The following is a 23,348-nucleotide window of genomic DNA, read 5'->3' on the forward strand; positions in this document are numbered from 1 at the left end:
ATAGAAATATTTACACGCAAAATAGAGAAAAGTGAATTTGAGGATCCTCAAATTCACTTTTCTCATTATTTAGAAGCTAGTTATGTCCCAGCCTCACATTAAGTATATTGAGAAAACACAAATAATGTTTAGATTGATATTTTATATAAAATGACCGATATAATGATGGTAGTACATTGTTATTCGATCACTGGCACAAATTAGATTTTGACAATTACGGTCTCATGCATCAGAACAGATAACAAATAACAAATGTCAGGATAAATGCTATTTGTACGACAAGCTGAATCTGGATGGGAAGAACTGTTGATTGCATTATTGATGAAGTGACATTTTATCGCATAATTAAATTGTAGAGTATATAGGGAGGGCAATCATGAGAAACACTTACTTAACAGGATACTTGCCATTCATTTCAATTGTATTTTTTAGCTTGTCACTAAGTGTTTATACACAAGGAGAATTGCTTGGATTATTTAAAAAAATTGGTTTGTATCATGGGATGATGGAGTTTTTATCAGAAGTAGAATTAAAAATGGGGATTTTGTTTGTACTAGTGATCTTCTTTTTTATGATCTTCTCAGCGTTAAAATTAATTGCAGATACAATTAATGAATTATCGCTTTTATTTTTTTCAAAAGACTCAGATGGAGATATTTTAAAAAATGTACGCAGCGGTTCCATTATTTATTTTCTTGGTTCTTGTATTGCACTTTTAAGTATGAAATATTTTTTAGGCATCATCATTATATTAGTCGCAACAACTGTTATTTATTTTATTTACTATGTTTATAAAATTGGACCATCTTTAAATATAGGAGGTTTATTCGGTATTATCTTTTTTGAAGTTTTTGTGTGGTCTATTTTGTTGTTGGGAACGGGATATTTATTTATTAAATTGTATAATAGTATGGTTGCAAGTTTGCCGATTTGATAGATGGGTTTTGTGGCACAGCGTCATTTTAATATTTTCAGTTTTTTTAGAAGTTTATAGTGATGAAGGGATTGTTTGAGGGTGACTCAAAAAGGGACATTAGCCTTTTTGAGTCACATATTATGACATTTTAACGCCAAATGTTATTCCAAACTCTGACTTCAGGCTGATTTTTTTCGATGCGCTGCATATTTGCAGGCATATCGTAACCTACCCATACTCCAGCGGTATATTGATCCACTAAACCGATAAACCAAAAGTCATGATAATCATTTGTTGTTCCCGTTTTCCCTCCAATATATGTTGACGGTGCAGTGGCTCTAGCAGCAGTTCCGTTGTTCACTACTTCTCTTAATAACTCTCGCATTTTTTCATTTGTACTTTTTGACCAAATTGTTTCTTGGATATCCTCCCATTTATAAAGGAGGTTGCCCTCTAAATCCGTTACTTGGCGAATAGCACGTGATGGTTGATATGTTCCATCTACAAACACTGTGTAAGCATCAGTCAGCTCTAAGGGAGACATCCCATAGGTGAAACCGCCGATCGCAGCTGGCAATCGATAATCCTCTTCAACAATACGAGTGAAAGAGAAAGCATTTAAAATGGAAAATGCTTCGTCAATTCCCGTTTTTTCCAAAAGACGGACTGCTGGTGTATTATAGGAGCGTGCCAATGCTTTTTTTAACGTTACTTTTCCATACTGTCCACCGCCATAATTTTTTGGACAATAGTCGCTTTTACAATAATTATTAGCATTCACTAATTCAGTTATAGGAGCATTAAATTTATTTAAATAGGGTCCATAAACGAGCAAAGGTTTAATAGCGGAGCCCGGTTGGCGAAATGCTTGAAAGGAACGATTAAATTCATGTTTCTGATAATGCTTTCCACCTGAAAGGGCTGCAATTTCTTTTTGTTCATGATCGATAACGACAGCCGCCCCTTCCATTTTTGGATATGGGAGCCCTTCATTTACTGCTTTTGTAGTCTGAACTTGCAGTTGTGGATCTAATGCTGTGTGAATTTTTACACCTTTAGATAATATAGCTTCAAATTTTTCGTTTAACGCTTCTTCCAACTGCTTCTTTTTCTCTTCACTATTAGCTGCCTCTATCTTTGTTTGGAAGCCATCTTGTTTTGCAATTAATTGTCTTAATTCTTCTTCTACATAGACAGCATAATCAGGATATAAATCGATCCGTTCTTTTATATGAAGGTTGATTTCTTCATTTTTTATGAAAGCGGCTTTTTCTGCAGTGATTTTTTTTGCTTGCACCATTTGATCGATTAGCCGTTCCTGTCTTGCTTTTGTCGTATCAAAATGCCGTAATGGGTTGTATTTAGCAGGATTATTAGGAATCGCAGCAATGAAAGCCATTTCAGCTTCGGATAGCTCAAGAAGCGGTTTGTTAAAATAAAATTGGGCAGCAGCTTCTACTCCGTACACTTGATTATGGAAGTAGATTGTATTTAAATATGCTGTGATAATTTCTTTTTTTGATAGTTTTCTTTCCAATTGATAGGCATACAATACTTCTGATAATTTACGATTATAAGTCCGTTCGTGATCAAGAAAAAGGTTTCTGGATAGCTGTTGTGTAATTGTACTGCCGCCTTGTTCAATACTTGAAGATTTCGTATTTTCAATAATTGCTCTCGAAATAGCTGCAAAATCAAAACCAACATGCTCATAAAAATAACGATCTTCCGAAACGAGAAATACATCTTGAATAAAAGTTGGAATATCTTTCACAATGATCCGAAATGGCTGCCGATACTCTGAAAAAACATTTCCGTCTTTATCCAGCATTTGTCCTGCCTGAGGTAAAGAGATACTGTTAATGACTATTTTTTCATCTAATACATCGTGAAATCCTTTTACTTGCTGTTTTTCTTTATCAAATGCGGTAAATAAGAAAAAAAGAGTGGGAATGAATATAACAATCATGATAAAGCCTATAAATTTACGCACCGCTTCTACCTTCCTTTTCAAATTAGGTTTTTCCATTACCTAGACCTCCCTAGGAACATTTCTCACTTTCGAACCGAGGGAGGTATTTAGGTGTTTGGTTATTTTTGGGGAACAGTCGTGCCTCGCTTATGCTGGATACTCCACCATAATAAACCAAAGGCGAAAAGGAATAAAGCGCTAGTTACATAAAAAACAGAAGAAATCCCTGTGAACCCTGCGATTATACCACCAAGAACGGGACCAATGACATTGCCTAGAAAGCGGAAGCTCTGATTATAGCCAAGCAGCTCTCCTTGCATTTCTAATGGACCCTCAAGTCGGATATAGGCTGTCGTACAAGGCAGCATTCCACCGATAGCAATCCCAAATAGAAACCGAAATAAAACAAGCTGCCAAAGGGAAGCTGCTAATGCTTGTGGAATGATGAACAAAGATGCTAGTACAAGCAAAATTAATAGTACTTTTTCAAAGCCAATTTCATCCCCTAATTTTCCCCATTGCCTTGTTGCAATTAAATTTCCAAACCCTGTCGCTGAAAAAGCCATTCCAGCTAAAAAGGCAACACTGTCAGCTTGACTTAATTCACTTACGTAAAGAGCAAGCAATGGCTGAATACTGAAATTAGCGATTTGAATAATAAGAGAAATGATCATCATTGTGAATAAAATCCGATGTGAAAATATCTTTTTGAGCACTTCTCGACGCGTATATATTTTTGCACGGCGTCCTTCTAAAGGTTTACGGACTTCCTTAATTCCAAATAAAACAAAGGTCGTTGCGATGACGATAGATAAAGAAGTTATCGTAAACGTATATTGAAACCCAACTGCGTCTGCTAACAAACCTCCGAGAAGAGGACCGAATAATCCTCCAGATACAGTTCCCATCTGAAGGGTAGCCATTGTTTTGCCAGCAACTTCTTTTCGTGTCTGTTTAGAGATGAGAGCCATAGAGGTAGGGGTAAATCCTGTTACGATACCCATCATCATTCTTAATAAAAATAAACCCATGACACTTTTCATCAGACCCATAAAAAAAATACTGGCCGCGATTCCATAGCCTGTAATTAATAAAATCGGCTTATATCCTACTCTATCGCCTAATCTTCCCCAAAATGGTGATATAACAAAAGCAATTAAAAATGTAACGCCAAAAACTAATCCTGCCCATCGCTGTACATATTCAGTACTGAAATTTCCAAGTGTGCCAATGTACAAAGATAAAAAAGGCAGGATCATTGTCATACTAGCGGATACAAGGAAATTCGAAAACCACATAATGACCAAGTTCCGTTTTTCAATATCGATAAAGAACACCTTCTCTGTTGTTGCTACTTGTTGATAAACCTCTTACCGAGAAAAGATAGGACAAAATATTTCGTTTAGTGGGGCTTTTCTCCTGAGTTATAAAGAGGCTCTCAAGCTTGAGCGCAACGTCCGTCGAAAAAGAAAAACACTGTTTCTCGTGAAAATGTATCGCTGCCAGAGCGTTTTCTTTTTCTGTTGCAGACTTGAGTGACCTATATTTCCTCGAAAAAGAAGGGCACTTTTTCATCATGCGATGCTTTTTCAATAGGCTTCCTAGACCGGATCTCAAGTAAGACCTATACGCCGCCGGCAATGAGTAAATTGATGTGACGTACGCATCCTCCTGTATCCAATAGGATTTCGCTTGAGTGTATCACATTTCTAGAAGTCTGAATGGCAGTTCCCCACTAAAGGTATACTGCCAGTTTAGAAGTGAGATAAACAAGCAACATTTATTTATTTCGTTTTCCTAAATAATAATTTTATAGAAAGAAGTTGTTTTTTTCAACTAATGCGTTTTTTTTATGGTCTTCAAGAAGAGAATTAAAAAAATGAGGTTGAAGGGAGGAAGAGGGTATGTAGGGTGCCATGATGAATGATGGCACCCCTCCGTTAGTACATTACCATCTCATGTTATACATTAGTTCATATTCACGCTGAATGCTTTTCATCGCTTCAATGCATTTCTCATGAAAAGGTGTTTTTTCCGTTTGGAATTGTTCCAACAAAGTATCAAAAGCTTTTTTTAAGGATGTTTGATAGTCTGGAATATCACCTTCATATGGTCTTACCATATTGAGAGGGATATTCGTTTGTTCTCGATATGCTTTTGCTTTCCTTTCGTGGAATAAAGGAACGTTCACTTGACGGGGATGATGCAAATCCCCTTGCATTGGATGTTTAAGTACTGCGAGTATTCTAACAACATAATGGTTCGGGTGTACTTCTGTAATTTCTCCAATATATTTTCCCATTTTACTATAGGCGATAACAGTTTCACCAATATTCAACAGTTTTTCCCCCTTGTCTACTTAAACACGTTTGTTTACTATATTATGAAGGAATGAAAAGAAAAAAACAAAAAATGTGTGATAGTTAAAAAAGGAGGATAAAAAAATACAAGTGACCAGTACGCCTAATGACATGGCAGAATTTTTGAACAACCTTTAAAAATATAGTAGAGTGGAGAGGGAAAAGAATGCGGAGATTGAGCTATCTCTTTACTATCATGACTGTTATTGTTTTATTAGCTGGCTGTGGTACAGCGGATAATAAGACAGGTGACGGGGCAGAGCATACAGAAAAGCAAGAAAAAAATGAACAAGACAATAAAGAAGAGAAAGTAGGAAAAGAAAAGATGACTTATCCACAATTATCGCTGGAAACAGCAGAAAACGAAAAACTAGTTGAAATGAAAACAAATATGGGTTCCATTCAAATTAAACTGTTCCCAGAGCAAGCACCAAAAACAGTAGAGAATTTTATTACTCATAGTAAAAATGGCTATTATGAAGGAATTACTTTTCATCGCGTTATGAATGAGTTTATGATTCAAGGTGGAGATCCTAACGGTACCGGTATGGGCGGCGAAAGTATATATGGCAGTGCTTTTGAAGATGAATTTTCCGATCAGCTCTTTAATTTTCGAGGAGCGTTATCAATGGCAAATGCAGGGCCTAATACAAACGGCAGCCAATTTTTTATTGTACAAAATAGTGAAATAGGGGATTTAGAGGATGAATTAAAAAAAGCAGGATATCCAGAAGAGGTTATTGAAGCTTATAAGAATGGCGGGACACCATGGCTCGATTTTAAACATACTGTATTTGGCCAAGTCATTGCTGGAATGGATGTTGTTGATAAAATTGCGAATGTGCCAACAGATCCGATGAACAACAAGCCGCTTGAAGATGTTGTCATTGAAAAAATTGAAGTATTGAAAGAATAGGATTGATTGTAGAAGTCATTCCTTCGGAGAAGGGTTTGCAACTTTAGTAATAAGGCGTTCTAAGAAAAATGGATCTGGACTGTGGGGGATGCCGGCCCCCACATTAATGGAAATTTCTTTTATGAGTTTACGGGGATATTACCACTTAGCAACTGTAATAAAGTTGACAACTTCTTTATTGCTGTAATATGCTTCTTATTGCTATAATGAATGTATATTTATCCCACATCTAACTGGCAGTAAGATCCCCACCTCAAGAGTTAGAGTAATCAAGAAGTTAGGTGGGGGATAACTGAAAGTCAAATGTCCGATTGGTTCGGGCCGACAGGATGTCGGTCACAAAGGCGTTGCAACAGGACGTTGCGATCTTAGCCTTTGTCCTACTTCTTATCAGTGAGGGATGAGAGAAAACCCTCACTGATGGAAGTTTCACTTTATTGATGGAAGGAAGATTCCATGCTGCAAATTTTACAAGCATTTGTCTTACACATGCCTTTTTTATATTTTCCAGAAGATAAGTCTGAATATATTCCTGCTGTTATTACAATGGCTATTTTTCTTGTGATTGCTGTTTTAGCGTTTCGTTTGATTATTAAAATATCTAAAAAGCAGGAAGAAAAAACAAGAAGTCTTGAAGAGCAAGTAAATCGTGAACGTCATAGTGAACATCCTTAATTGGGTGTTTTTTTTGTTTCTAATTAATAAATAACCTTTCATAATGGATGAAGATATATAGCTCTTGTGGGGTTTCAATAGTATAGGTTGAAAATCGTCTTTTGTGGTTGAGAAAACCCAATAATGGAAGTTTTTCATTTCAAGAATAGGGAGGTTTCATTATGGCTACAATGTAAGAGACTAGGAAAAGAATGAATAATTTGGTGGAGGTAATTGGATGAAAGGTGCTTTTTTTCTTGTTGTAACAACCTTATTGGCCGGTTGTCTAGCTGGTGATCCAAAACAGGTGGATGTTGATATAAAAAATGCCACCGGCGATTCATTAGGAAAAATTCAGCTGAAGGAGGAAGCCGAAGGTGTTAGGCTGAAAGGGACGCTGAAAGGATTGCCGCCTGGTGTTCACGCAATGCATATTCATGAGAAAGGAAAGTGTCAGCCACCAGACTTTACTTCAGCAGGCAATCATTTTAATCCGGAAAAGAAGGAGCATGGATTACTGCATCCGAAAGGTGCACATGCTGGAGATTTACCGAACATCATTGTCAAGGAAAACGAAACAGTTAAAGTCAATATTGTTGCACCAAATTTAACTTTACTGCAAGGAAAAAATACATTGCATACTACTGACGGAACTTCCATTGTGATTCACGAAGGACAAGATGATGGAATGTCTCAACCTGCTGGAGATGCAGGTGGAAGAATTGCTTGCGGAGAAATTACATTTGAACCAAATAAGAAGTAAATTTATCCCACATCTAACTGGCAGTAAGTCCCCCACCTCGGGGAGTAAGAGGAATCGAAGCAGTTTAGGTGGGGGATAACTGAAAGTCAAATGTCCGATTGGTTCGGGCCGACAGGATAAGGAAAGCTCCTTGAATCAGCATCGCACGAAGAAAAAGTGCTCTTCTTTTTCGAGGATGTCGGTCACAAAGGCGTTGCAACAGGACAAGGAAAGCTTCGGCAGCGACACATCGCACGAAGAAAAGCGGTTTCCTTTTCGAGGACGTTGCGATCTTAGCCTTTGTCCTACTTCTTATCAGTGGGGGATGAGAGAAAACCCCCACTGATGGAAGTTTCACTTTATTAGAGAATCAGGTGAAGCAGCGATTTCACCTGATTTTCTATGATACGAAAGACAAGAGGCTATGAATGTTTAAATGCTTTTGCCAGGCGAGCCAGTCCATCTCTTAATGTTTGCTCTGTGCAAGCGACATTCATCCGAATAAAACCTTCTCCGCCAGGTCCGTATTTCCTGCCAGGCTCCAATGCTAATTTGCCAGTTTGCAGCAGCCTTTTTGAAATATCATCATCTGAAAGTCCTGTTTTTCGGCAATCAATCCAAATGAGATAGCTCCCTTCCGGCTCCATTATTTGCAGAGCAGGAAGTTCCTTCTGAATAAAATCACGCACTATTTCAACGTTTTGTCTAATATAGGAGAGCAATTCATTAAGCCATTCGCCGCCATAACGATAAGCTGCTTCCATTCCAATAATGCCAAAGGTATTTAATGTAAAAAATCCCTGTTGTGCTTGAATATTGCTTAATTTTTTCCGCAATGAAGGATTCGGAACAATCATACTAGCAGCTTGCAAACCTGCAAGGTTGAAAGTTTTAGTCGGCGCGATGCATGTAATGATAAACTCCTCATATGCTTTATCAATAGCTGTGATCGGAGTATGCTGATATGGAGGCGCAATGAGATCAGCATGAATTTCATCAGCAATAATCAATACTTCATATTTTTTGCAAAGCTCAGCAAGTTGCTGCAACTCCTCTTTTCTCCAGACGCGCCCACCTGGATTATGCGGGCTGCAGAGGATAAATGCTTTTATATTGTTCTGACACTTCTCTTCAAAATCAGCAAAATCTATTTCATAGCGGCCATTTTTTAAAAGTAGAGGAGAATTGACCACTTGGCGTCCATTTGTTTCAATCATTCGAAAGAAGGGTTGATAGACTGGCGATTGAATTAATATACGATCTTCGGGTTTTGTAAGGGCTTGTATGATCGTTCCAATAGAAGGAACAACGCCAGTGCTGTATAGGAGCCAAGACTGTTTAATTTCCCAATGATGACGCTTTTTAAGCCAGTATTGAATCGCCTCGTCAGTACTTTCGGGAATGATCGTATAGCCAAAAACGCCATGCTCTACTCTTGCTTTCAATGCATCTATCACTGCTTTTGGCGGACGGAAATCCATATCTGCCACCCACATAGGAAGCAGATCATCAGCTCCAAAAACTTTCTTCATGTTATCCCATTTCACTGACATTGTACCAGTCCGTTCGATTGCTTCATCAAATTGCTTCAAAACATCATCTCCATCCTTTAGGTTGTCAAAAAGTCCAGGATCTACAGAAGCGATTTCGTTGATGAAATGTTAGAAATGGTGTTAATGAAAAATTTCACCAAAAAATCGCTTACTAATGTAAGTAAGCACTGTTGGTTTCGTTCCTCGAACTTCACTATTAGGCAAGATCAATTATATCATAAGAAAGACAATTCAATAGACGGCACAATGGCAGTAAATATTATTCCACACCTAACTGGCGAGTCAAGACCTCCACCTCAAGAGTAAGAGGAATGGAATCAGAAGCGCTAGGTGGGGGATAACTGTAAGTCAAATGTCCGATTTGTTCGGGCCGACAGGATAAGGAAAGCTTCTTGAATCAGCATCGCACGAAGAAAAAGTGCTCTTCTTTTTCGAGGATGTAGGTCACAAAGGCGTTGCAACAGGACAAGGAAAGCTTCGGCAGCGACACATCGCACGAAGAAAAGCGGTTTCCTTTTCGAGGACGTTGCGATATTAGCCTTTGTTCTACTTCTTATCAGTGGGGGATGAAAGAACCCCCCACTGATGGAAGTTTCACTTTATTATTGAACAAATTCTTTTATTTTTCTATAGACATCTTCAGGTTTTTCTTCTGGAAGCAAATGTCCGGTGTTTTTTAAAACAATCAGGTCTGCATTTGGCAAGTCTTTCACCAGTCTTTGTCCAATATGCAAGGGAACAATTCGATCATGATCGCCCCATATGAGTAAACATGGCGTCTGAATACGATTTAGTTTTTCGACTGGCAAATCCCCTTCACGATCGCGAACCATTCTCGTTAAAGCACGGAAAATATTAGTATCTAAAAAAGGCTCTAGATACCCATCGTACATTTCTTGATCAATACAAGTAGTATCATAGACGACTTGTTTTAAATTCCCTTCAACTCCAGTTTGATTAAGATAATAGCGAATATAATGATTAAAAAAAGGAAAATGGCTCAATAAGCGAAGAGAACGTTTTGTTTTTGCCATATATCCAGAGCTTGCTAAAAGTATGCCTTTATGAATAAAAGAAGGCCGCTGCAACATCATATTTAGTGCAATTTGTCCACCCATTGAATGCCCAATGATATAGACTTGTTTATAACCGAGTGAAACAAGAAGGAAAAGAATAGTAATGGAAATGTTTTCATAAGAGTACTGAAAACGTGATATTTTTCCGCTTTTCCCGAATGGAGGAATATCAATTGATATGACGTTATTTTCAGCACTTAAAAATGGAAGTAATTTTCGAAAACTAAAGCTTGAAGAAAGAAATCCGTGTATGAGAACATAAGTTTCCTGATGCGGTGAATGATAATATTCTTCGAAATAAATATCGATACCGTTTATTTCTATAGACGTTTTTCTACTACGCAAAATGTTTTCCTCCTTAACGGATCAGCATATATATAAATAATAGTACAACTTCCAACTTGAAAGGGAATAAATGAGTATTCTGCTCGTCAAAAAGGAGTATGACGTTAAAAAGGACGAGGTCATCCTCGTCCTAAAAAGGGGAAACTAGAAAGTGATATCATCATCATGCCCAACTTTTATTATTTTTAAACTTTAGCACTGGAATTATGTTATATTTTACTTCTTTTGCTTCTCTTTCTCAGTTATGATATAATCTTAAATTGCGTAAAAAAAAGAGAAAAAACAACTATAATTGGGAGTGTTTCCATGACAGAAAAGTATGAAGTAGGTAGTGTTGTAACAGGTAAAGTAGCGGGTATTCAACCGTATGGAGCGTTTATTGCGCTAGATGAAAAAACGCAAGGTTTGGTACATATTTCCGAAATCAAACATGGTTTTGTGAAAGATATTAACGAACATTTAAAAACTGGCGACGAGGTTGAAGTAAAAATTCTATCGGTAGATGAAGAAAAAGGAAAAATCAGCCTCTCTATTCGTGCTACAGAGGAAGCACCAAAAGCAGCCCCGAAACAAAATCGGCGCCGCCCTGCTAACGTCACTGTGGAAGATACAACAGAAGGTTTTAATACGTTAAAAGATAAGCTTCAAGAATGGATTGCCCAATCTGAAAGCGACAATTATATTAAAAAATAATTGAACCATTATTCCATGTAATGAGAACCTCCACTTAAAGCTTGCTAGTGGGGGTTTATTAATGAAACTTGCTTCACAAATCGATGGGGCATCATTTGGACCTTTAATTCAAAAAATCCGGTCTTTCAATATCATATTTTCTAATTCTATACTGTAGGTTTTGTCTGCTCATTCCAAGCGCTTTTGCTGTCTTCGTAATATTGTAGTCATGGAAAAGCATAGCTTTTTGAATATAATAAGTTTCTGCTTCCTGTATATATTCATCTAATGGTTTTATATCTTTATTTCGTTGTATTAAAAATTCATTTTCCGCCGCATTTTTTTGGCGAAACTGCAGCGGCAGATGATCGAATGTAATCAGTTCATCTTGATCGATTAATTCAAATGCTCCTTTAATGACATGCTCTAACTCTCGCTCATTTCCAGGCCAGTGATACTCCTTTAAATAATCCATCGCTTTTTTTGAAACGCCTTTAACAGAAAGGCCAAATCGTGCATTATATTTATGCAGATAAAAAGAAATCAACTTCGGTATATCCGTTTTCCGAGTTCTTAGTGCAGGGATAAAAAGAGATTCTGCACTTAATTTATAATATAAGTCTTTTCGCAGCTTTCCGGCAGCAATTGCATCAATAGGGTCTTCATCCATCGTTGCAATAAAGCGAATATTAATAGGAGCATCGTTTTCTTTTTGTTGAGCAAGTTTTTTTTCTTGAATCAAGTGCAGTAGTTTCATTTGCAGAGGTGCTGACAAATAATGAATGTCTTCTAAGAGTAGTGTGCCTCCATCTGCTTCGGCGATTAATGTCGCATCTGATCCACCACTCTCTTCATTTCCGAATAAAAGCTTTTCGATGATTGATTGAGGTAAAGCAGAACAATTTTGGCTAATAAAGGGATGGCCAGATCGATTGCTATGATGATGAATAATACGGGCAAATAATTCTTTGTATGTTCCATTTTCCCCAATAATCAATACAGGAGTTGTATTCTGAGTTGTCCGCTCGCATGTTTCTATCACATCTTCAAAATAAGGGCTATTGTGAATAAACTGCTCAAAGGAAGAAATATGATCTTCTTTGCGATAATCTGTTGTCTTTATCAATTTTTCCAATTTTGTAATATCACGAGCAATTTCAACAGCACCCATTGTTATCCCATTTTCAATGATCGGAAATGAATTATTAACGGTATTGATTTCCTGTCCTTTATTGTTAAAATAAGTTTGTTTCACATTTAAAATAGGTTCTCCTGTTTTTAAAACTTTTAATAGTGTACTGTCTTCTTCTTCTCCAAATTGAAACACGTCTAGCAAATTTTTATCTAAGACATCCTCAATATTCATTCCTTCGATGTCCACCATCTTTTGATTATAAATGATTGTTTTTCCCGTCTCATCAATCGCATGAATTCCAGTAGAAAGCTTGCTTAAAATATGCTGATAAACTAATAATAGTGCTTCTTTATTTTTTTTTGCCTCCAATGCTTCATTCACTTCCTTTAACTTCATTATATATTTTATCGTATTTCAGAACATTAGAAATAAGGGATTATAAGAATTGAAAGAAAACAATGATTTTTCGTTATTCAACACTTGAATGCAATTGTATTTTGCATTATTATAGCTGTAAAGGGTTTCTTAATGCAAATTATTTTTGCGTTTTTATTTGAAATGTGATTTATTTATGCTATTATTTATGGCAGTGAAGAAAATAAAAAGTGAGCAGGAGGAAAGTGCATGATTCCATACAAACATGAACCATTTACAGATTTTTCAAAAGAAGCGAACAAAAAAGCTTTTCAAGAAGGACTTAAACTTGTGGACAGCTACCTTGGGAAAGATTATCCACTAGTAATTGGCGGAGAACGAATTACAACAGATGATAAAATTGTTTCTATAAATCCTGCAAATAAAAGTGAAGTGATTGGACGCGTATCGAAAGCAAGTAGAGAGCTCGCTGAAAAAGCGATGAATACAGCTGTTGAAGCGTTCCAAACTTGGCGCAAAGTAAAACCGGAAGTTCGCGCTGATGTACTATTTAAAGCTGCAGCAATTGTGCGTCGCCGCAAACATGAATTTTCAGCCTTACTTGTAAAAGAAGCTGGAAAGCCTTGGAATGAAGCGGACGCTGATACGGCAGAAGCAATCGATTTCTTAGAATATTATGGCCGCCAAATGCTACATATGAAAGACGGTCAACGTGTAGAAAGCCGTCCAGGTGAATTTAACCGTTATGATTACATCCCACTAGGTGTTGGAATTGTCATTTCTCCATGGAACTTTGCATTTGCAATTATGGCTGGAACAACAGTTGCAGCACTTGTTACTGGCAACACAGTATTATTGAAGCCTGCATCAACGACGCCTGTTGTCGCTGCAAAATTTATCGAAGTGTTGGAAGAAGCAGGATTGCCTAAAGGTGTTGTGAATTATGTACCTGGAAGCGGATCAGAAATAGGCGACTACTTAGTAGATCATCCTAAAACACGTTTTATCAGTTTTACAGGTTCTCGTGATGTTGGAACGCGTATTTATGAGCGTGCAGCGAAAGTGAACGAAGGACAAATTTGGTTAAAACGTGTCATTGCGGAAATGGGTGGAAAAGATACAATCGTTGTCGATAAAGATGCTGATCTTGAATTAGCAGCACAATCTATTGTTGCTTCTGCATTCGGCTTCTCTGGACAAAAATGTTCTGCTTGCTCACGTGCAGTCATTGTTGAAGATGTTTATGATCAAGTTTTAGAAAGAGCTGTTGCATTAACAAACGAATTAACGATCGGCAACCCTGCTGATAAAACTAATTTCATGGGGCCTGTTAATGACCAAGCTGCCTTTGATAAAATTATGAGTTATATTGAAATTGGCAAAACAGAAGGTAAATTAATGGCAGGAGGAGAAGGCGACGATTCAACAGGATACTTTATTAAACCGACCATTTTCGCTGATCTTGCTCCAGATGCTCGCTTAATGCAGGAAGAAATTTTTGGACCTGTTGTTGCTTTTGCAAAAGCTAAGGATTTTGACGATGCTCTAGCGATTGCTAATAACACAGAATACGGGTTAACTGGTGCAGTTATTACAAATAATCGCGAACATATTGAAAAAGCACGTGAAGACTTCCACGTTGGCAACCTCTACTTTAACCGTGGTTGCACAGGCGCAATTGTAGGGTATCAGCCATTTGGCGGCTTCAATATGTCTGGAACAGATTCTAAAGCTGGCGGACCAGATTATTTAACACTTCATATGCAAGCAAAAACTACGTCAGAAATGCTTTAATATTTTTAAAAAAGCTAATCCTCAGGTGGGGATCTCCCCGCCTGATACAATCGAGCAAGCATTTCTCGTTAAGACATTGTTACATATAAATGAAGGAGGAATTGTATTGACAACGAAGAGCCAGGAAATTATTCAGCAAACAGATACGTTCGGAGCACGGAATTATTATCCACTGCCAATTGTTATTTCCGAAGCAGAGGGTGTATGGGTAAAGGATCCTGAAGGAAATAAGTATATGGACATGCTGAGCGCTTACTCAGCAGTCAACCAAGGTCATCGTCATCCGAAAATTATTCAAGCTTTAAAAGATCAAGCCGATCGTGTTACTTTGACATCACGAGCATTCCACAATGATCAACTTGGACCTTGGTATGAGAAAATTTGTAAAATAACTAAAAAAGAAATGGCACTGCCGATGAATACTGGAGCAGAGGCTGTGGAGACTGCAATTAAAGCTGCTCGCCGCTGGGCATACGATGTGAAAGGTGTTGCGGATAATCAAGCAGAAATTATTGCATGTGTAGGCAACTTCCACGGACGGACAATGACAGCCGTAACACTTTCTTCTGAAGAGGAATATAAACGGGGATTTGGACCGATGCTTCCTGGCATAAAATTAGTGCCATATGGCGATTTAGAAGCACTGAAAAAAGCGATTACGCCAAATACGGCTGCATTTTTAATTGAACCGATTCAAGGGGAAGCAGGCATTATCATACCACCAGCAGGCTTTTTGAAAGCAGCATATGAAGTATGTAAAGAAAATAATGTACTTTTCATTGCTGATGAAATTCAAGCAGGCTTATGCCGTTCAGGTAAAATGTTTGCTTGTGATTGGGATGAATTTACGCCGGATATGTATATTTTAGGGAAGGCTTTAGGTGGCGGTGTATTCCCAATTTCTTGTGTTGTTGCTGATAAAGACATTCTAGGAGTATTTAATCCTGGATCACATGGTTCGACTTTTGGCGGCAACCCGATGGCATGTGCAGTTTCAATTGCTGCTTTAGATGTGCTTTTAGAAGAAAAATTAGCTGAACGTTCTTTAGAGCTCGGCGAATATTTTATGGAAAAATTAAAAGAAATTAAAAACCCAATGATTAAAGAAATACGAGGAAAAGGTTTATTTATCGGTGTTGAGCTAACAGAAGATGCTAGAAAATATTGTGAAGCATTGAAAGAAGAAGGGCTTTTATGTAAAGAAACTCATGAAACAGTTATTCGTTTTGCTCCACCGCTTACCATTTCGAAAGAAGATTTGGATTGGGCAATAGACCGTATTAAAAAAATTCTCAATTAATGTTACAATAACATCGTTACTGATTATAAAAAACAAAGAGGCGAAAAAATCAATGAGTGAAAATCTAAATTTGTTCACATCAACACAAGATGTCATTAAAGAGGCTCTCACAAAATTAGGCTTTGAGGAGGAAATGTACGAACTCTTAAAAGAGCCTATCCGTATGCTGACAGTTCGGATTCCAGTCCGTATGGATGATGGGAAAGTAAAAGTATTTACAGGTTATCGCGCACAACATAATGATGCGGTTGGACCAACAAAAGGCGGTGTACGTTTTCATCCTGAGGTCGACGAGGTAGAAGTGAAAGCGTTGTCCATGTGGATGAGTATTAAATGTGGAATAGTCAATCTTCCATATGGCGGCGGAAAGGGCGGCATCATTTGTGACCCGCGTACAATGTCAATGGGAGAGGTTGAACGCCTGAGCCGCGGATATGTTAGGGCAATTAGCCAGGTTGTTGGGCCAACGAAAGATATCCCAGCACCAGATGTATATACTAATTCGCAGATTATGGCATGGATGATGGATGAATATAGCAGTATTCGTGAAAATGATTCTCCTGGCTTTATTACAGGTAAGCCAATTGTACTTGGCGGTTCTCAGGGCAGAGAAAAAGCAACCGCTCAAGGTGTCACTATTTGTATCGAAGAAGCGGCTAAAAAACGCGGACTCGAACTGAAAGATACACGTATTGTGATTCAAGGTTTCGGAAACGCAGGCAGCTTCTTATCTAAATTTTTATATGATGCTGGAGCGAAAATTGTTGGGATTTCCGATGCCTATGGAGCCTTACATGACCCTGATGGATTAGATATAGACTATTTACTCGATCGTCGGGATAGTTTTGGAACGGTAACAACATTATTTGAGAATACCATAACAAATAAGGAATTATTTGAACTTGATTGCGATATTATCGTACCTGCAGCTGTTTCTAATCAGATTACTGCTGAAAACGCTCCAAATATTAAAGCGTCTATTGTAGTAGAAGCTGCTAATGGACCTACAACAGCAGAAGCAACCAAAATTTTAACTGATCGCGGAATTCTGTTAGTACCAGATGTGCTTGCAAGTGCTGGCGGTGTTACAGTTTCTTACTTTGAGTGGGTGCAGAATAACCAAGGATATTATTGGTCCGAAGAAGAAGTAAACGAAAAATTATTAGAAAAGCTAGTATCAGCGTTTAATAATGTTTATGATACAGCGCAAAATCGACGGGTTGATATGCGCTTAGCAGCTTATATGGTTGGTATGAGAAATATGGCAGAAGCTTCTAAATTCAGAGGCTGGGTATAGATGATAAAGGGCAACTCCGTTAGTTGAGGAGTTGCCTTTTTGCGTTCTTCTAAAATTCCGTTATTGAAGATGACATGCCTTTTCTTAGCGAGCTGTTTTTGTTTCAGGTTCACGTTCAGTCTGTTCATTTGGTCTAAATAATAAACCAAGATTAACAAGACCAGCAATTCCAACGATCCCATAAATGATTCGAGAAAGAGCAGAATTTTGTCCGCCAAAAATGGCAGCAATAAGATCGAATTGAAAAAATCCAATTAACCCCCAATTAATAGCTCCAATAATGGTAAAAACAAGTGCAGTCCTTTGAAGGTTACTCATTTTTTTGCCTCCTTTTATAAAATGGATTCCTTTATAGAATGATACAAATATCCAAAAATTATTCATAAGATGTTCATTTATTTGATTCATTTAATGAAATAATAAGTTTGGACATTGAAAAAAAGTAATGCTTTCGTTAAAGTGATGAGAGAATAAAAACTTGGAGGGAACATCATGAATCACATTCGTTTTGATTATTCGAAAGCTGCCTCTTTTATTGGCGAACATGAACTGACATATCTACAAGATGCTGTGAAAGGAGCGCATGATGCACTGCACCAACAAACTGGAGCAGGCAATGATTATTTAGGATGGGTAAATCTTCCAAAAGATTATGACAAAGAGGAATTTTCCCGTATTCAACAAGCAGCTGAAAAAATAAAACATGATTCTGATATTTTACTCGTAATTGGCATCGGAGGCTCTTATTTAGGAGCAAGAGCAGCAATGGAAATGCTTAACCATCAGTTTAGCCATTTGTTATCTAGTGAAAATCGAGGAACTCCACAAGTATTATTTGTCGGCCATCATCTTAGCTCATCATATATGCAAGACTTAATGGATGTATTAGCAGATAAAGATTTTTCGATCAATATCATTTCCAAATCAGGGACAACAACGGAACCTGCTATTGCGTTTCGCATCTTTAAGAAATTATTAGAAGAAAAATATGGACAAGAAGCGGCGAAAAAACGCATTTATGCAACTACAGATCAAGAAAAAGGAGCGTTAAAAGCACTTTCGAATGAAGAAGGCTATGAGACCTTTATCATTCCAGATAATGTCGGTGGGCGTTTTTCTGTCTTAACTGCGGTAGGGTTATTGCCTATTGCTGTAAGTGGCATTTCGATTGAGGAAATGATGAAAGGTGCTTTACAAGCATGCGCTGATTTTAGCACGCCAATTTTAACAGAAAACCCTGCTTACCAATATGCTGCGATCCGCAATATTTTATATAATAAAGGGAAAACAATTGAAATGTTTGTTCATTATGAGCCTGGGCTGCACTATTTTGCAGAATGGTGGAAACAATTGTTTGGTGAAAGTGAAGGCAAAGATCATAAAGGAATCTTTCCAGCTTCCGCCCAATTCTCTACAGATCTTCATTCATTAGGTCAATACATCCAAGAAGGAAGAAGAATGCTTTTTGAAACAATCGTGAAACTGAAAAAAAGTCAAAGCGAAATTGTGATTGAGAAGGAAACATCGGATATAGACGGTTTGAATTATTTGGCAGGACAAACTGTTGATTTTGTCAATACGAAAGCCTTTGAAGGAACCCTGCTTGCCCATACAGACGGCGGCGTGCCAAATTTAATTATTGAAATCCCAGAACTCGATGCTTATACGTTCGGCTACCTCGTATATTTTTTTGAAAAAGCTTGTGCAATTAGCGGCTACCTTCTCGGGGTCAATCCATTTAACCAACCGGGAGTCGAGGCATATAAAGAAAATATGTTTGCCCTTTTAGGAAAACCGGGTTACGAAGAAAAAAGAGCTGAACTTGAAAGCCGTTTATAAAAAGAAAAAATTCAGCCTTTTAACAGAGGCTGGATTTATTAACTCTATATGTTCCGAGGAGCGCAGCAATTGGTTTGGTCACAGAACGGGCGGGCTCATAATGTACTATCAAATAAGTATGAGATATAGAAATCGTGTGTGAAAACCTTCAATGAGCGCATAATATGGAACGGCTTGCAAAAATGGATTCGGTTGATAAATGTTTGGTGTGTAAAACATATAATCCAGATTCTCGGCTTATAATCTAAATACTAGACTTAATAGTCGCTAATACAAACTGTAGTAAAATCTAAGCCAGTATGTGCAAGCTCTATCACTTCTTCACATCATATTATTTTTTAACTCTTTGTAAAGTTCATTTTTATTTTTTGATTCTTTTATTTTTAGGCACACTTGAGAACAAAGAATGTTCAATAGTTGATAAAATTATTGTCATTTGTAAAAGAGCATTGAGATAGATAACATGGGGAGCTCGATATGTCCATGAAACTGTAACCAGAAATAGAACCTTTTGCGACTATCGGAAAATGCAATAGTTTTAAAAAGTGTAAAAATAAAATTTACAACTGATTCCAAAAAAGTACAACCTATAAAGGTTTTGAGCTTTAGGATTCTCATTAAAATTTGATACATAGTGATAAAAAAGACTTCCCTGAAAAGATGCCTTTCAGGGAAGTCTTTTTATCTTTATGTAATCTCATGATTTCTTTGAAAAAAATAGAAGATGATGGAGTAGCTTCTTATACATATGAGCATACATTTCTCTAGAATTGGCAAGCTAAGAAAACGAATATTTTCATGAGAAAGGAATGTATGAACATGATTCAGATTGATTCAAGTTTGGAGGGCAAGGAATTTGCACTTTTTGAACTGGAGCGTTTGCTGAAGCCGAAGGGTTTTGTGATTGGAGGAAATTGGGATTACGACCATGGAGCTTTCGATTACAAAATGGCAAATGATGAAGGTTATCAATTTTTACGAATTCCTTTCACGGCCGTGTCAGGGCAATTAGATGTTAAAGGCACAACAGTTAAAATAGGAAAGCCATATGTTCTTCATCATGTATACCAAGGCGGCATCGCTCCTACTGCTCAAGTTTCCAATGCTACTGCCGGCATCAATCAGTTTCAAGAACCTCAAGATAAAGATGGATCCGTTGCCCAACAATACATTGAACTCGGAACAGAATTAGTGCGTGAAGTAGAAAATACACTTTTAACAACTAGTTAATCACAAATAACGAGCAATTGTTCTGTTCCATTTAATGAAAGAGTGAGAGGTGGATTAAGCTTTGTTTCTTCTCCGACTTTAATGCCAATTAATAATTTCCTTTCTTTTAGTAATTGGCTGTTTACTGATTGAAAGGTTTTTCCGATCATTTCAGATGGAACAGGAATAAAGGTTAAATTACCGCCTTTTAATTGATTAAGCATCGATAAGACAGTGGCAGACATTCCTTTTTCCAACAAGCTATTTATCATCACATAGCTTGTTTGTTTATTGGTTTGGATCACTTCATCTGCACCAGCTCGCCTTGCATTAGGAATCTGCTCACCTTTTAAAATTTCAATCACACAATAAACGTTTTGTTGTATTCCTTTTATAGCCAATAACGTTAAAATGGAATACATATCTGCTTCGCCCTCATTTTTACTTTGATCCGCTGTAATAAGAGCAAACTTTGCATGTTGAATATTTGCTTTTAGTAATGTTTCATCCATATATGGCTTCCCTTTTATAAAATGAACACGTTTATCAGTATATGGGTTTTCCGAAAGTGTTTCATCAATTAAAATAATAGAAGATTCCTCATCTAAATGAGTTGCCTGATTAATCACTTCTCTTGAACGTTCATTCCAGCCGACAATAATCATATGTCTCCTACCTTTAAAAGCGATTTTACCCTCTAAATAAGCGTTTTGGTTCGTAACTGTTGCCGCTGCTAATGATACAAAATAGGCTGAAAGGACACCGGCGCCGATTAATATAAGTGCAACCGCTACTATTCTCCCAGCATGGGTTGCTGGATAAAAATCTCCATATCCGACTGTTGATGAAGTAATAATTGCCCACCAAATTCCATCAAAGATAGAAGGGAAACTTTTCGGCTCGATTAGATGAATCATAATACCAAAAACAATAATCAATGTAATTGCTAGAAACAGAATCCGTCCCATTACTGGCAAGCGAAGAAAAAGTACATAGAGACGATGACCCATCCTTTCCCCCCTCTCTTGTTTATCTAATGTAATTTCTTATGTAGACTTATAAAAAAATTAAATGAATAAAATAGGAAAAAATATGATGAGATTGAGGCATCTTTTTTAAAAAAAGTATGTACAAAAAGGAGGAGATTTATCCAAATAGAATAAAATAACACTGCTTATATAATGCGGTATCGTTATAAAAAAATATTCCACTGTTAAGATGGACTAACACTTCAAAAAGTGTAACAACATAAAAAATGGAGAATTCTTTCTAATTAGATACTCGAACTATGCAATTATAGAGAACAAATAATTACGTTTTTTAAAATATTTCAAGGAAGAAAAGTACAATCTAGATAAGAACTATCTTTTTTTAATTGAAGCATAGCTATATTGATTTGAATTGTCATTTTCAGTTTTTAAAAAAACAAAAAAACCCTTGAATACCAAGGGTTTTTGACTATGGAGCATAGCGGGCTCGAACCGCTGACCTTTTGGCTGCCAGCCAAACGCTCTCCCAACTGAGCTAATGCCCCGATAACAAATATAAATGACGTAGTGTATAAATAATATTATAGTGATTTTAAAGATTTTTGCAATAGTTTTTTCTTATTATAGAAAAATGTAGCATTTATTCATAAAAAGAGGAGAGAAATGCATGGATTTCTAAAGTAAAACTGAACAATTCTTTGTGTTAAGACCAGTTTTTTTTATAAGGGGATTAGCGTAAGGTAATTATTCCTATATCACCCTTCGATTTCTGTTTGCTGAATTTCTTTCATATTAGATACAATACGGTATATTTCTTGAGTAGTTTTTAGTGAACTCACATTTATCTTTAAGTGAATAACATAAGTGGCATCTTTTAAATCTTTAATCCGTGTATGTTGAACAGTTATATTGTTTTCATTAAGTTTGCCTATTATTTGCTCAATATGTTGTTTATCATGTAAGTGCATTTTTAGTTGCATTTCTTTTTTTCGAAGTTTGTTTAATCCTATAATTGTTAAAAGGCTTGGAATTATTTCTACACTAATCATAAGCAAAATAACTCCAGCAAGTGCTTCAATATAAAAGCCTGCTCCTACAGCAATTCCAATTCCAGCTGCACCCCAGATCATTGCAGCTGTAGTGAGACCAGATATACTATCATTTTCTCTTTTTAATATGACACCTGCACCTAAAAAACCAATGCCAGAGACAATTTGAGCTGTGAGGCGAAGTGGATCCATTTGAATTTTTATATCATCTGATCCTGGAAAAAGATAGGCTGATTCAATGGAAACAATCGTTAATAAGCAACTAACAATTGAAATAACAAGGCTTGTTTTTAATCCAAGAGGTTTACGTTTTAATTCTCTTTCTAACCCAATAATTAATCCCAGTATTGCAGAAATGAAAAGTTTTAATAACATTTCGTAATCGAATATTTCCATATTACTCATCCTTTTTTGTATATGCTGCGTATTTTTTAATGGAATGATAGTAGGTCGCCATAGATAAAGAACATCTTCTTCTTTAGTTATTTTATTGATCGATTGATTTATTATTCATGTATGATTTGTACATAGAAAAGAAATAGCTGATAGTACTTGTTTTGAGAATCAGTAAAATAATATAGGAAATTATTTTTTTAGATCATATTCTATCTTTTCTTTAGACTATTATTTTGTTACTATTAGAATGAATACTTTCATGTTTTCATATAGAAACAAAAAAAAATAAAAAAAGTATTGCAAACATGATTTAGTCATGCTAGAATATATCTCGTCGGGTAAAGAGCTCGTACATGAGCAACTTACTTCTACCCTTCAAAAAAACATGTTGACTTACTTTTCAAAACATGATATGATGTAAAAGTCGCTTCAAAAGAAGCGTAACTTGAACCTTGAAAACTGAACAAAACAAAACGTCAATGTAATTCTAAATTTTTAAAACATGAGCTATTCAAGCTTCTGAAATTAGTTTTGACTTTCGGTGAAAAGATTTCTTCGTTAGAACGTAAAAAGTTCAAGTAACGAGGAGGTCAAGGAAGCGAAGAGGAGGAACACCGGAACGTACTAAGGTACGTGAGGATGTGACGAGTCGAGCTGACGCAGAGATCCGAAGTTAATTGAACTTTTTTGGAGAGTTTGATCCTGGCTCAGGACGAACGCTGGCGGCGTGCCTAATACATGCAAGTCGAGCGAACCGAA

19 protein-coding genes, 1 tRNA gene and 1 rRNA gene are annotated in these 23,348 nt (G+C 36.8%); 11 read left to right on the plus strand and 10 right to left on the minus strand.

Annotated elements, in window-relative coordinates; translation table 11 throughout:
• Positions 1 to 376 precede the first annotated feature (376 nt).
• Positions 377 to 934 (plus strand): DUF5366 family protein, encoded by a 558-nt coding sequence (locus tag J2S08_RS21510; protein WP_307233259.1) that lies wholly within the window; start codon positions 377 to 379, stop codon positions 932 to 934.
• A 130-nt stretch (positions 935 to 1,064) separates the two neighbouring features.
• Here J2S08_RS21510 and J2S08_RS21515 read toward each other — a convergent pair whose 3' ends face one another.
• The 3 genes from J2S08_RS21515 to J2S08_RS21525 form a co-directional block, all read right to left on the minus strand.
• Entirely contained in the window at positions 1,065 to 2,945 is a 1,881-nt protein-coding gene (locus J2S08_RS21515) for a transglycosylase domain-containing protein (RefSeq protein ID WP_307233261.1), read from the minus strand.
• A gap of 62 nt (positions 2,946 to 3,007) precedes the next feature.
• Complete coding sequence (locus J2S08_RS21520) at positions 3,008 to 4,216, minus strand: MFS transporter (protein ID WP_307233291.1); 1,209 nt, start codon at positions 4,214 to 4,216, stop codon at positions 3,008 to 3,010.
• 620 nt (positions 4,217 to 4,836) lie between these two features.
• The gene (locus tag J2S08_RS21525) at positions 4,837 to 5,190 is read right to left on the minus strand and encodes a kinase-associated lipoprotein B (protein ID WP_307233293.1); all 354 of its coding nucleotides are present in this window, start codon (positions 5,188 to 5,190) and stop codon (positions 4,837 to 4,839) included.
• Positions 5,191 to 5,414: 224 nt separating this feature from the next.
• On the opposite strand from J2S08_RS21525, the gene J2S08_RS21530 reads away from it, so the two are divergent.
• The 3 genes from J2S08_RS21530 (at position 5,415) to J2S08_RS21540 (ending at position 7,581) form a co-directional block, all read left to right on the plus strand.
• A complete protein-coding gene (locus J2S08_RS21530) occupies positions 5,415 to 6,164 on the plus strand; it encodes a peptidylprolyl isomerase (protein ID WP_307233263.1) in 750 nt (249 codons plus the stop codon).
• Between the two features lie 456 nt (positions 6,165 to 6,620).
• Positions 6,621 to 6,839 carry a hypothetical protein gene (locus J2S08_RS21535; RefSeq protein WP_307233265.1) on the plus strand — a complete coding sequence of 73 codons (219 nt, stop codon included), beginning with the start codon at positions 6,621 to 6,623 and terminating at the stop codon, positions 6,837 to 6,839.
• Positions 6,840 to 7,056: 217 nt separating this feature from the next.
• Entirely contained in the window at positions 7,057 to 7,581 is a 525-nt protein-coding gene (locus J2S08_RS21540; protein WP_307233267.1) for a superoxide dismutase family protein, read from the plus strand.
• A gap of 401 nt (positions 7,582 to 7,982) precedes the next feature.
• Here J2S08_RS21540 and J2S08_RS21545 read toward each other — a convergent pair whose 3' ends face one another.
• Together J2S08_RS21545 and J2S08_RS21550 are read right to left on the minus strand one after the other, a co-directional pair.
• The gene (locus J2S08_RS21545) at positions 7,983 to 9,152 is read right to left on the minus strand and encodes a MalY/PatB family protein (RefSeq protein ID WP_307233269.1); all 1,170 of its coding nucleotides are present in this window, start codon (positions 9,150 to 9,152) and stop codon (positions 7,983 to 7,985) included.
• Between the two features lie 563 nt (positions 9,153 to 9,715).
• The gene (locus J2S08_RS21550) at positions 9,716 to 10,534 is read right to left on the minus strand and encodes an alpha/beta fold hydrolase (RefSeq protein WP_307233271.1); all 819 of its coding nucleotides are present in this window, start codon (positions 10,532 to 10,534) and stop codon (positions 9,716 to 9,718) included.
• A 306-nt stretch (positions 10,535 to 10,840) separates the two neighbouring features.
• On the opposite strand from J2S08_RS21550, the gene yugI reads away from it, so the two are divergent.
• Entirely contained in the window at positions 10,841 to 11,227 is a 387-nt protein-coding gene (gene yugI / locus J2S08_RS21555) for a S1 domain-containing post-transcriptional regulator GSP13 (RefSeq protein WP_307233272.1), read from the plus strand.
• 103 nt (positions 11,228 to 11,330) lie between these two features.
• On the opposite strand, the gene J2S08_RS21560 is transcribed toward yugI, so the two are convergent.
• Positions 11,331 to 12,737 carry a sigma-54 interaction domain-containing protein gene (locus J2S08_RS21560; protein ID WP_307233275.1) on the minus strand — a complete coding sequence of 469 codons (1,407 nt, stop codon included), beginning with the start codon at positions 12,735 to 12,737 and terminating at the stop codon, positions 11,331 to 11,333.
• 228 nt (positions 12,738 to 12,965) lie between these two features.
• On the opposite strand from J2S08_RS21560, the gene pruA reads away from it, so the two are divergent.
• The 3 genes from pruA to J2S08_RS21575 all read left to right on the plus strand — a co-directional run bounded on the left by pruA (position 12,966) and on the right by J2S08_RS21575 (position 17,107).
• Positions 12,966 to 14,510: an L-glutamate gamma-semialdehyde dehydrogenase gene (gene pruA / locus J2S08_RS21565; protein WP_307233277.1), complete on the plus strand. Its 1,545-nt coding sequence runs from the start codon at positions 12,966 to 12,968 to the stop codon at positions 14,508 to 14,510.
• Positions 14,511 to 14,610: 100 nt separating this feature from the next.
• Positions 14,611 to 15,810 (plus strand): ornithine--oxo-acid transaminase, encoded by a 1,200-nt coding sequence (locus J2S08_RS21570; protein WP_307233295.1) that lies wholly within the window; start codon positions 14,611 to 14,613, stop codon positions 15,808 to 15,810.
• A 52-nt stretch (positions 15,811 to 15,862) separates the two neighbouring features.
• Positions 15,863 to 17,107 carry a Glu/Leu/Phe/Val family dehydrogenase gene (locus tag J2S08_RS21575; protein WP_307233279.1) on the plus strand — a complete coding sequence of 415 codons (1,245 nt, stop codon included), beginning with the start codon at positions 15,863 to 15,865 and terminating at the stop codon, positions 17,105 to 17,107.
• Between the two features lie 84 nt (positions 17,108 to 17,191).
• On the opposite strand, the gene J2S08_RS21580 is transcribed toward J2S08_RS21575, so the two are convergent.
• Entirely contained in the window at positions 17,192 to 17,425 is a 234-nt protein-coding gene (locus J2S08_RS21580) for a DUF378 domain-containing protein (RefSeq protein WP_307233281.1), read from the minus strand.
• 174 nt (positions 17,426 to 17,599) lie between these two features.
• Here J2S08_RS21580 and J2S08_RS21585 point away from each other — a divergent pair, with 174 nt between their 5' ends.
• Together J2S08_RS21585 and J2S08_RS21590 are read left to right on the plus strand one after the other, a co-directional pair.
• Positions 17,600 to 18,946, plus strand: a complete 1,347-nt coding sequence (locus J2S08_RS21585; protein WP_307233284.1) for a glucose-6-phosphate isomerase — start codon at positions 17,600 to 17,602, stop codon at positions 18,944 to 18,946.
• A gap of 819 nt (positions 18,947 to 19,765) precedes the next feature.
• Positions 19,766 to 20,176 carry a YugN-like family protein gene (locus J2S08_RS21590; RefSeq protein ID WP_307233286.1) on the plus strand — a complete coding sequence of 137 codons (411 nt, stop codon included), beginning with the start codon at positions 19,766 to 19,768 and terminating at the stop codon, positions 20,174 to 20,176.
• Here J2S08_RS21590 and J2S08_RS21595 read toward each other — a convergent pair.
• From J2S08_RS21595 to J2S08_RS21605, 3 genes are all read right to left on the minus strand, one after another.
• The gene (locus J2S08_RS21595; protein ID WP_307233287.1) at positions 20,173 to 21,165 is read right to left on the minus strand and encodes an ion channel; all 993 of its coding nucleotides are present in this window, start codon (positions 21,163 to 21,165) and stop codon (positions 20,173 to 20,175) included. The genes J2S08_RS21590 and J2S08_RS21595 overlap by 4 nt on opposite strands.
• Before the next feature lie 451 nt (positions 21,166 to 21,616).
• A tRNA-Ala gene (locus tag J2S08_RS21600) sits at positions 21,617 to 21,689 on the minus strand.
• Between the two features lie 210 nt (positions 21,690 to 21,899).
• On the minus strand, positions 21,900 to 22,589 hold the full coding sequence (locus J2S08_RS21605) for an MgtC/SapB family protein (RefSeq protein WP_307233289.1): 690 nt from the start codon (positions 22,587 to 22,589) through the stop codon (positions 21,900 to 21,902).
• A gap of 684 nt (positions 22,590 to 23,273) precedes the next feature.
• Between J2S08_RS21605 and J2S08_RS21610 the strand changes: the two genes are divergently transcribed.
• Positions 23,274 to 23,348: ribosomal RNA gene (locus J2S08_RS21610) — 16S ribosomal RNA — on the plus strand; the annotation flags it as partial.

It is taken from the genome of Bacillus chungangensis, assembly GCF_030812995.1.
Classification (GTDB): domain Bacteria; phylum Bacillota; class Bacilli; order Bacillales; family Bacillaceae_C; genus Bacillus_CF; species Bacillus_CF chungangensis.

Coding starts and splice junctions, on each gene's coding strand:
- J2S08_RS21595 (WP_307233287.1), bottom strand. CDS start 21,165: ATGGGTCATCGTCTCTATGTACTTTTTCTTCGCTTGCCAGTAATGGGA.
- J2S08_RS21530 (WP_307233263.1), top strand. CDS start 5,415: ATGCGGAGATTGAGCTATCTCTTTACTATCATGACTGTTATTGTTTTA.
- yugI (WP_307233272.1), top strand. CDS start 10,841: ATGACAGAAAAGTATGAAGTAGGTAGTGTTGTAACAGGTAAAGTAGCG.
- J2S08_RS21515 (WP_307233261.1), bottom strand. CDS start 2,945: ATGGAAAAACCTAATTTGAAAAGGAAGGTAGAAGCGGTGCGTAAATTT.
- J2S08_RS21590 (WP_307233286.1), top strand. CDS start 19,766: ATGATTCAGATTGATTCAAGTTTGGAGGGCAAGGAATTTGCACTTTTT.
- J2S08_RS21580 (WP_307233281.1), bottom strand. CDS start 17,425: ATGAGTAACCTTCAAAGGACTGCACTTGTTTTTACCATTATTGGAGCT.
- J2S08_RS21525 (WP_307233293.1), bottom strand. CDS start 5,190: ATGGGAAAATATATTGGAGAAATTACAGAAGTACACCCGAACCATTAT.
- J2S08_RS21535 (WP_307233265.1), top strand. CDS start 6,621: ATGCTGCAAATTTTACAAGCATTTGTCTTACACATGCCTTTTTTATAT.
- J2S08_RS21510 (WP_307233259.1), top strand. CDS start 377: ATGAGAAACACTTACTTAACAGGATACTTGCCATTCATTTCAATTGTA.
- pruA (WP_307233277.1), top strand. CDS start 12,966: ATGATTCCATACAAACATGAACCATTTACAGATTTTTCAAAAGAAGCG.
- J2S08_RS21540 (WP_307233267.1), top strand. CDS start 7,057: ATGAAAGGTGCTTTTTTTCTTGTTGTAACAACCTTATTGGCCGGTTGT.
- J2S08_RS21605 (WP_307233289.1), bottom strand. CDS start 22,589: ATGGAAATATTCGATTACGAAATGTTATTAAAACTTTTCATTTCTGCA.
- J2S08_RS21560 (WP_307233275.1), bottom strand. CDS start 12,737: ATGAAGTTAAAGGAAGTGAATGAAGCATTGGAGGCAAAAAAAAATAAA.
- J2S08_RS21585 (WP_307233284.1), top strand. CDS start 17,600: ATGAATCACATTCGTTTTGATTATTCGAAAGCTGCCTCTTTTATTGGC.
- J2S08_RS21575 (WP_307233279.1), top strand. CDS start 15,863: ATGAGTGAAAATCTAAATTTGTTCACATCAACACAAGATGTCATTAAA.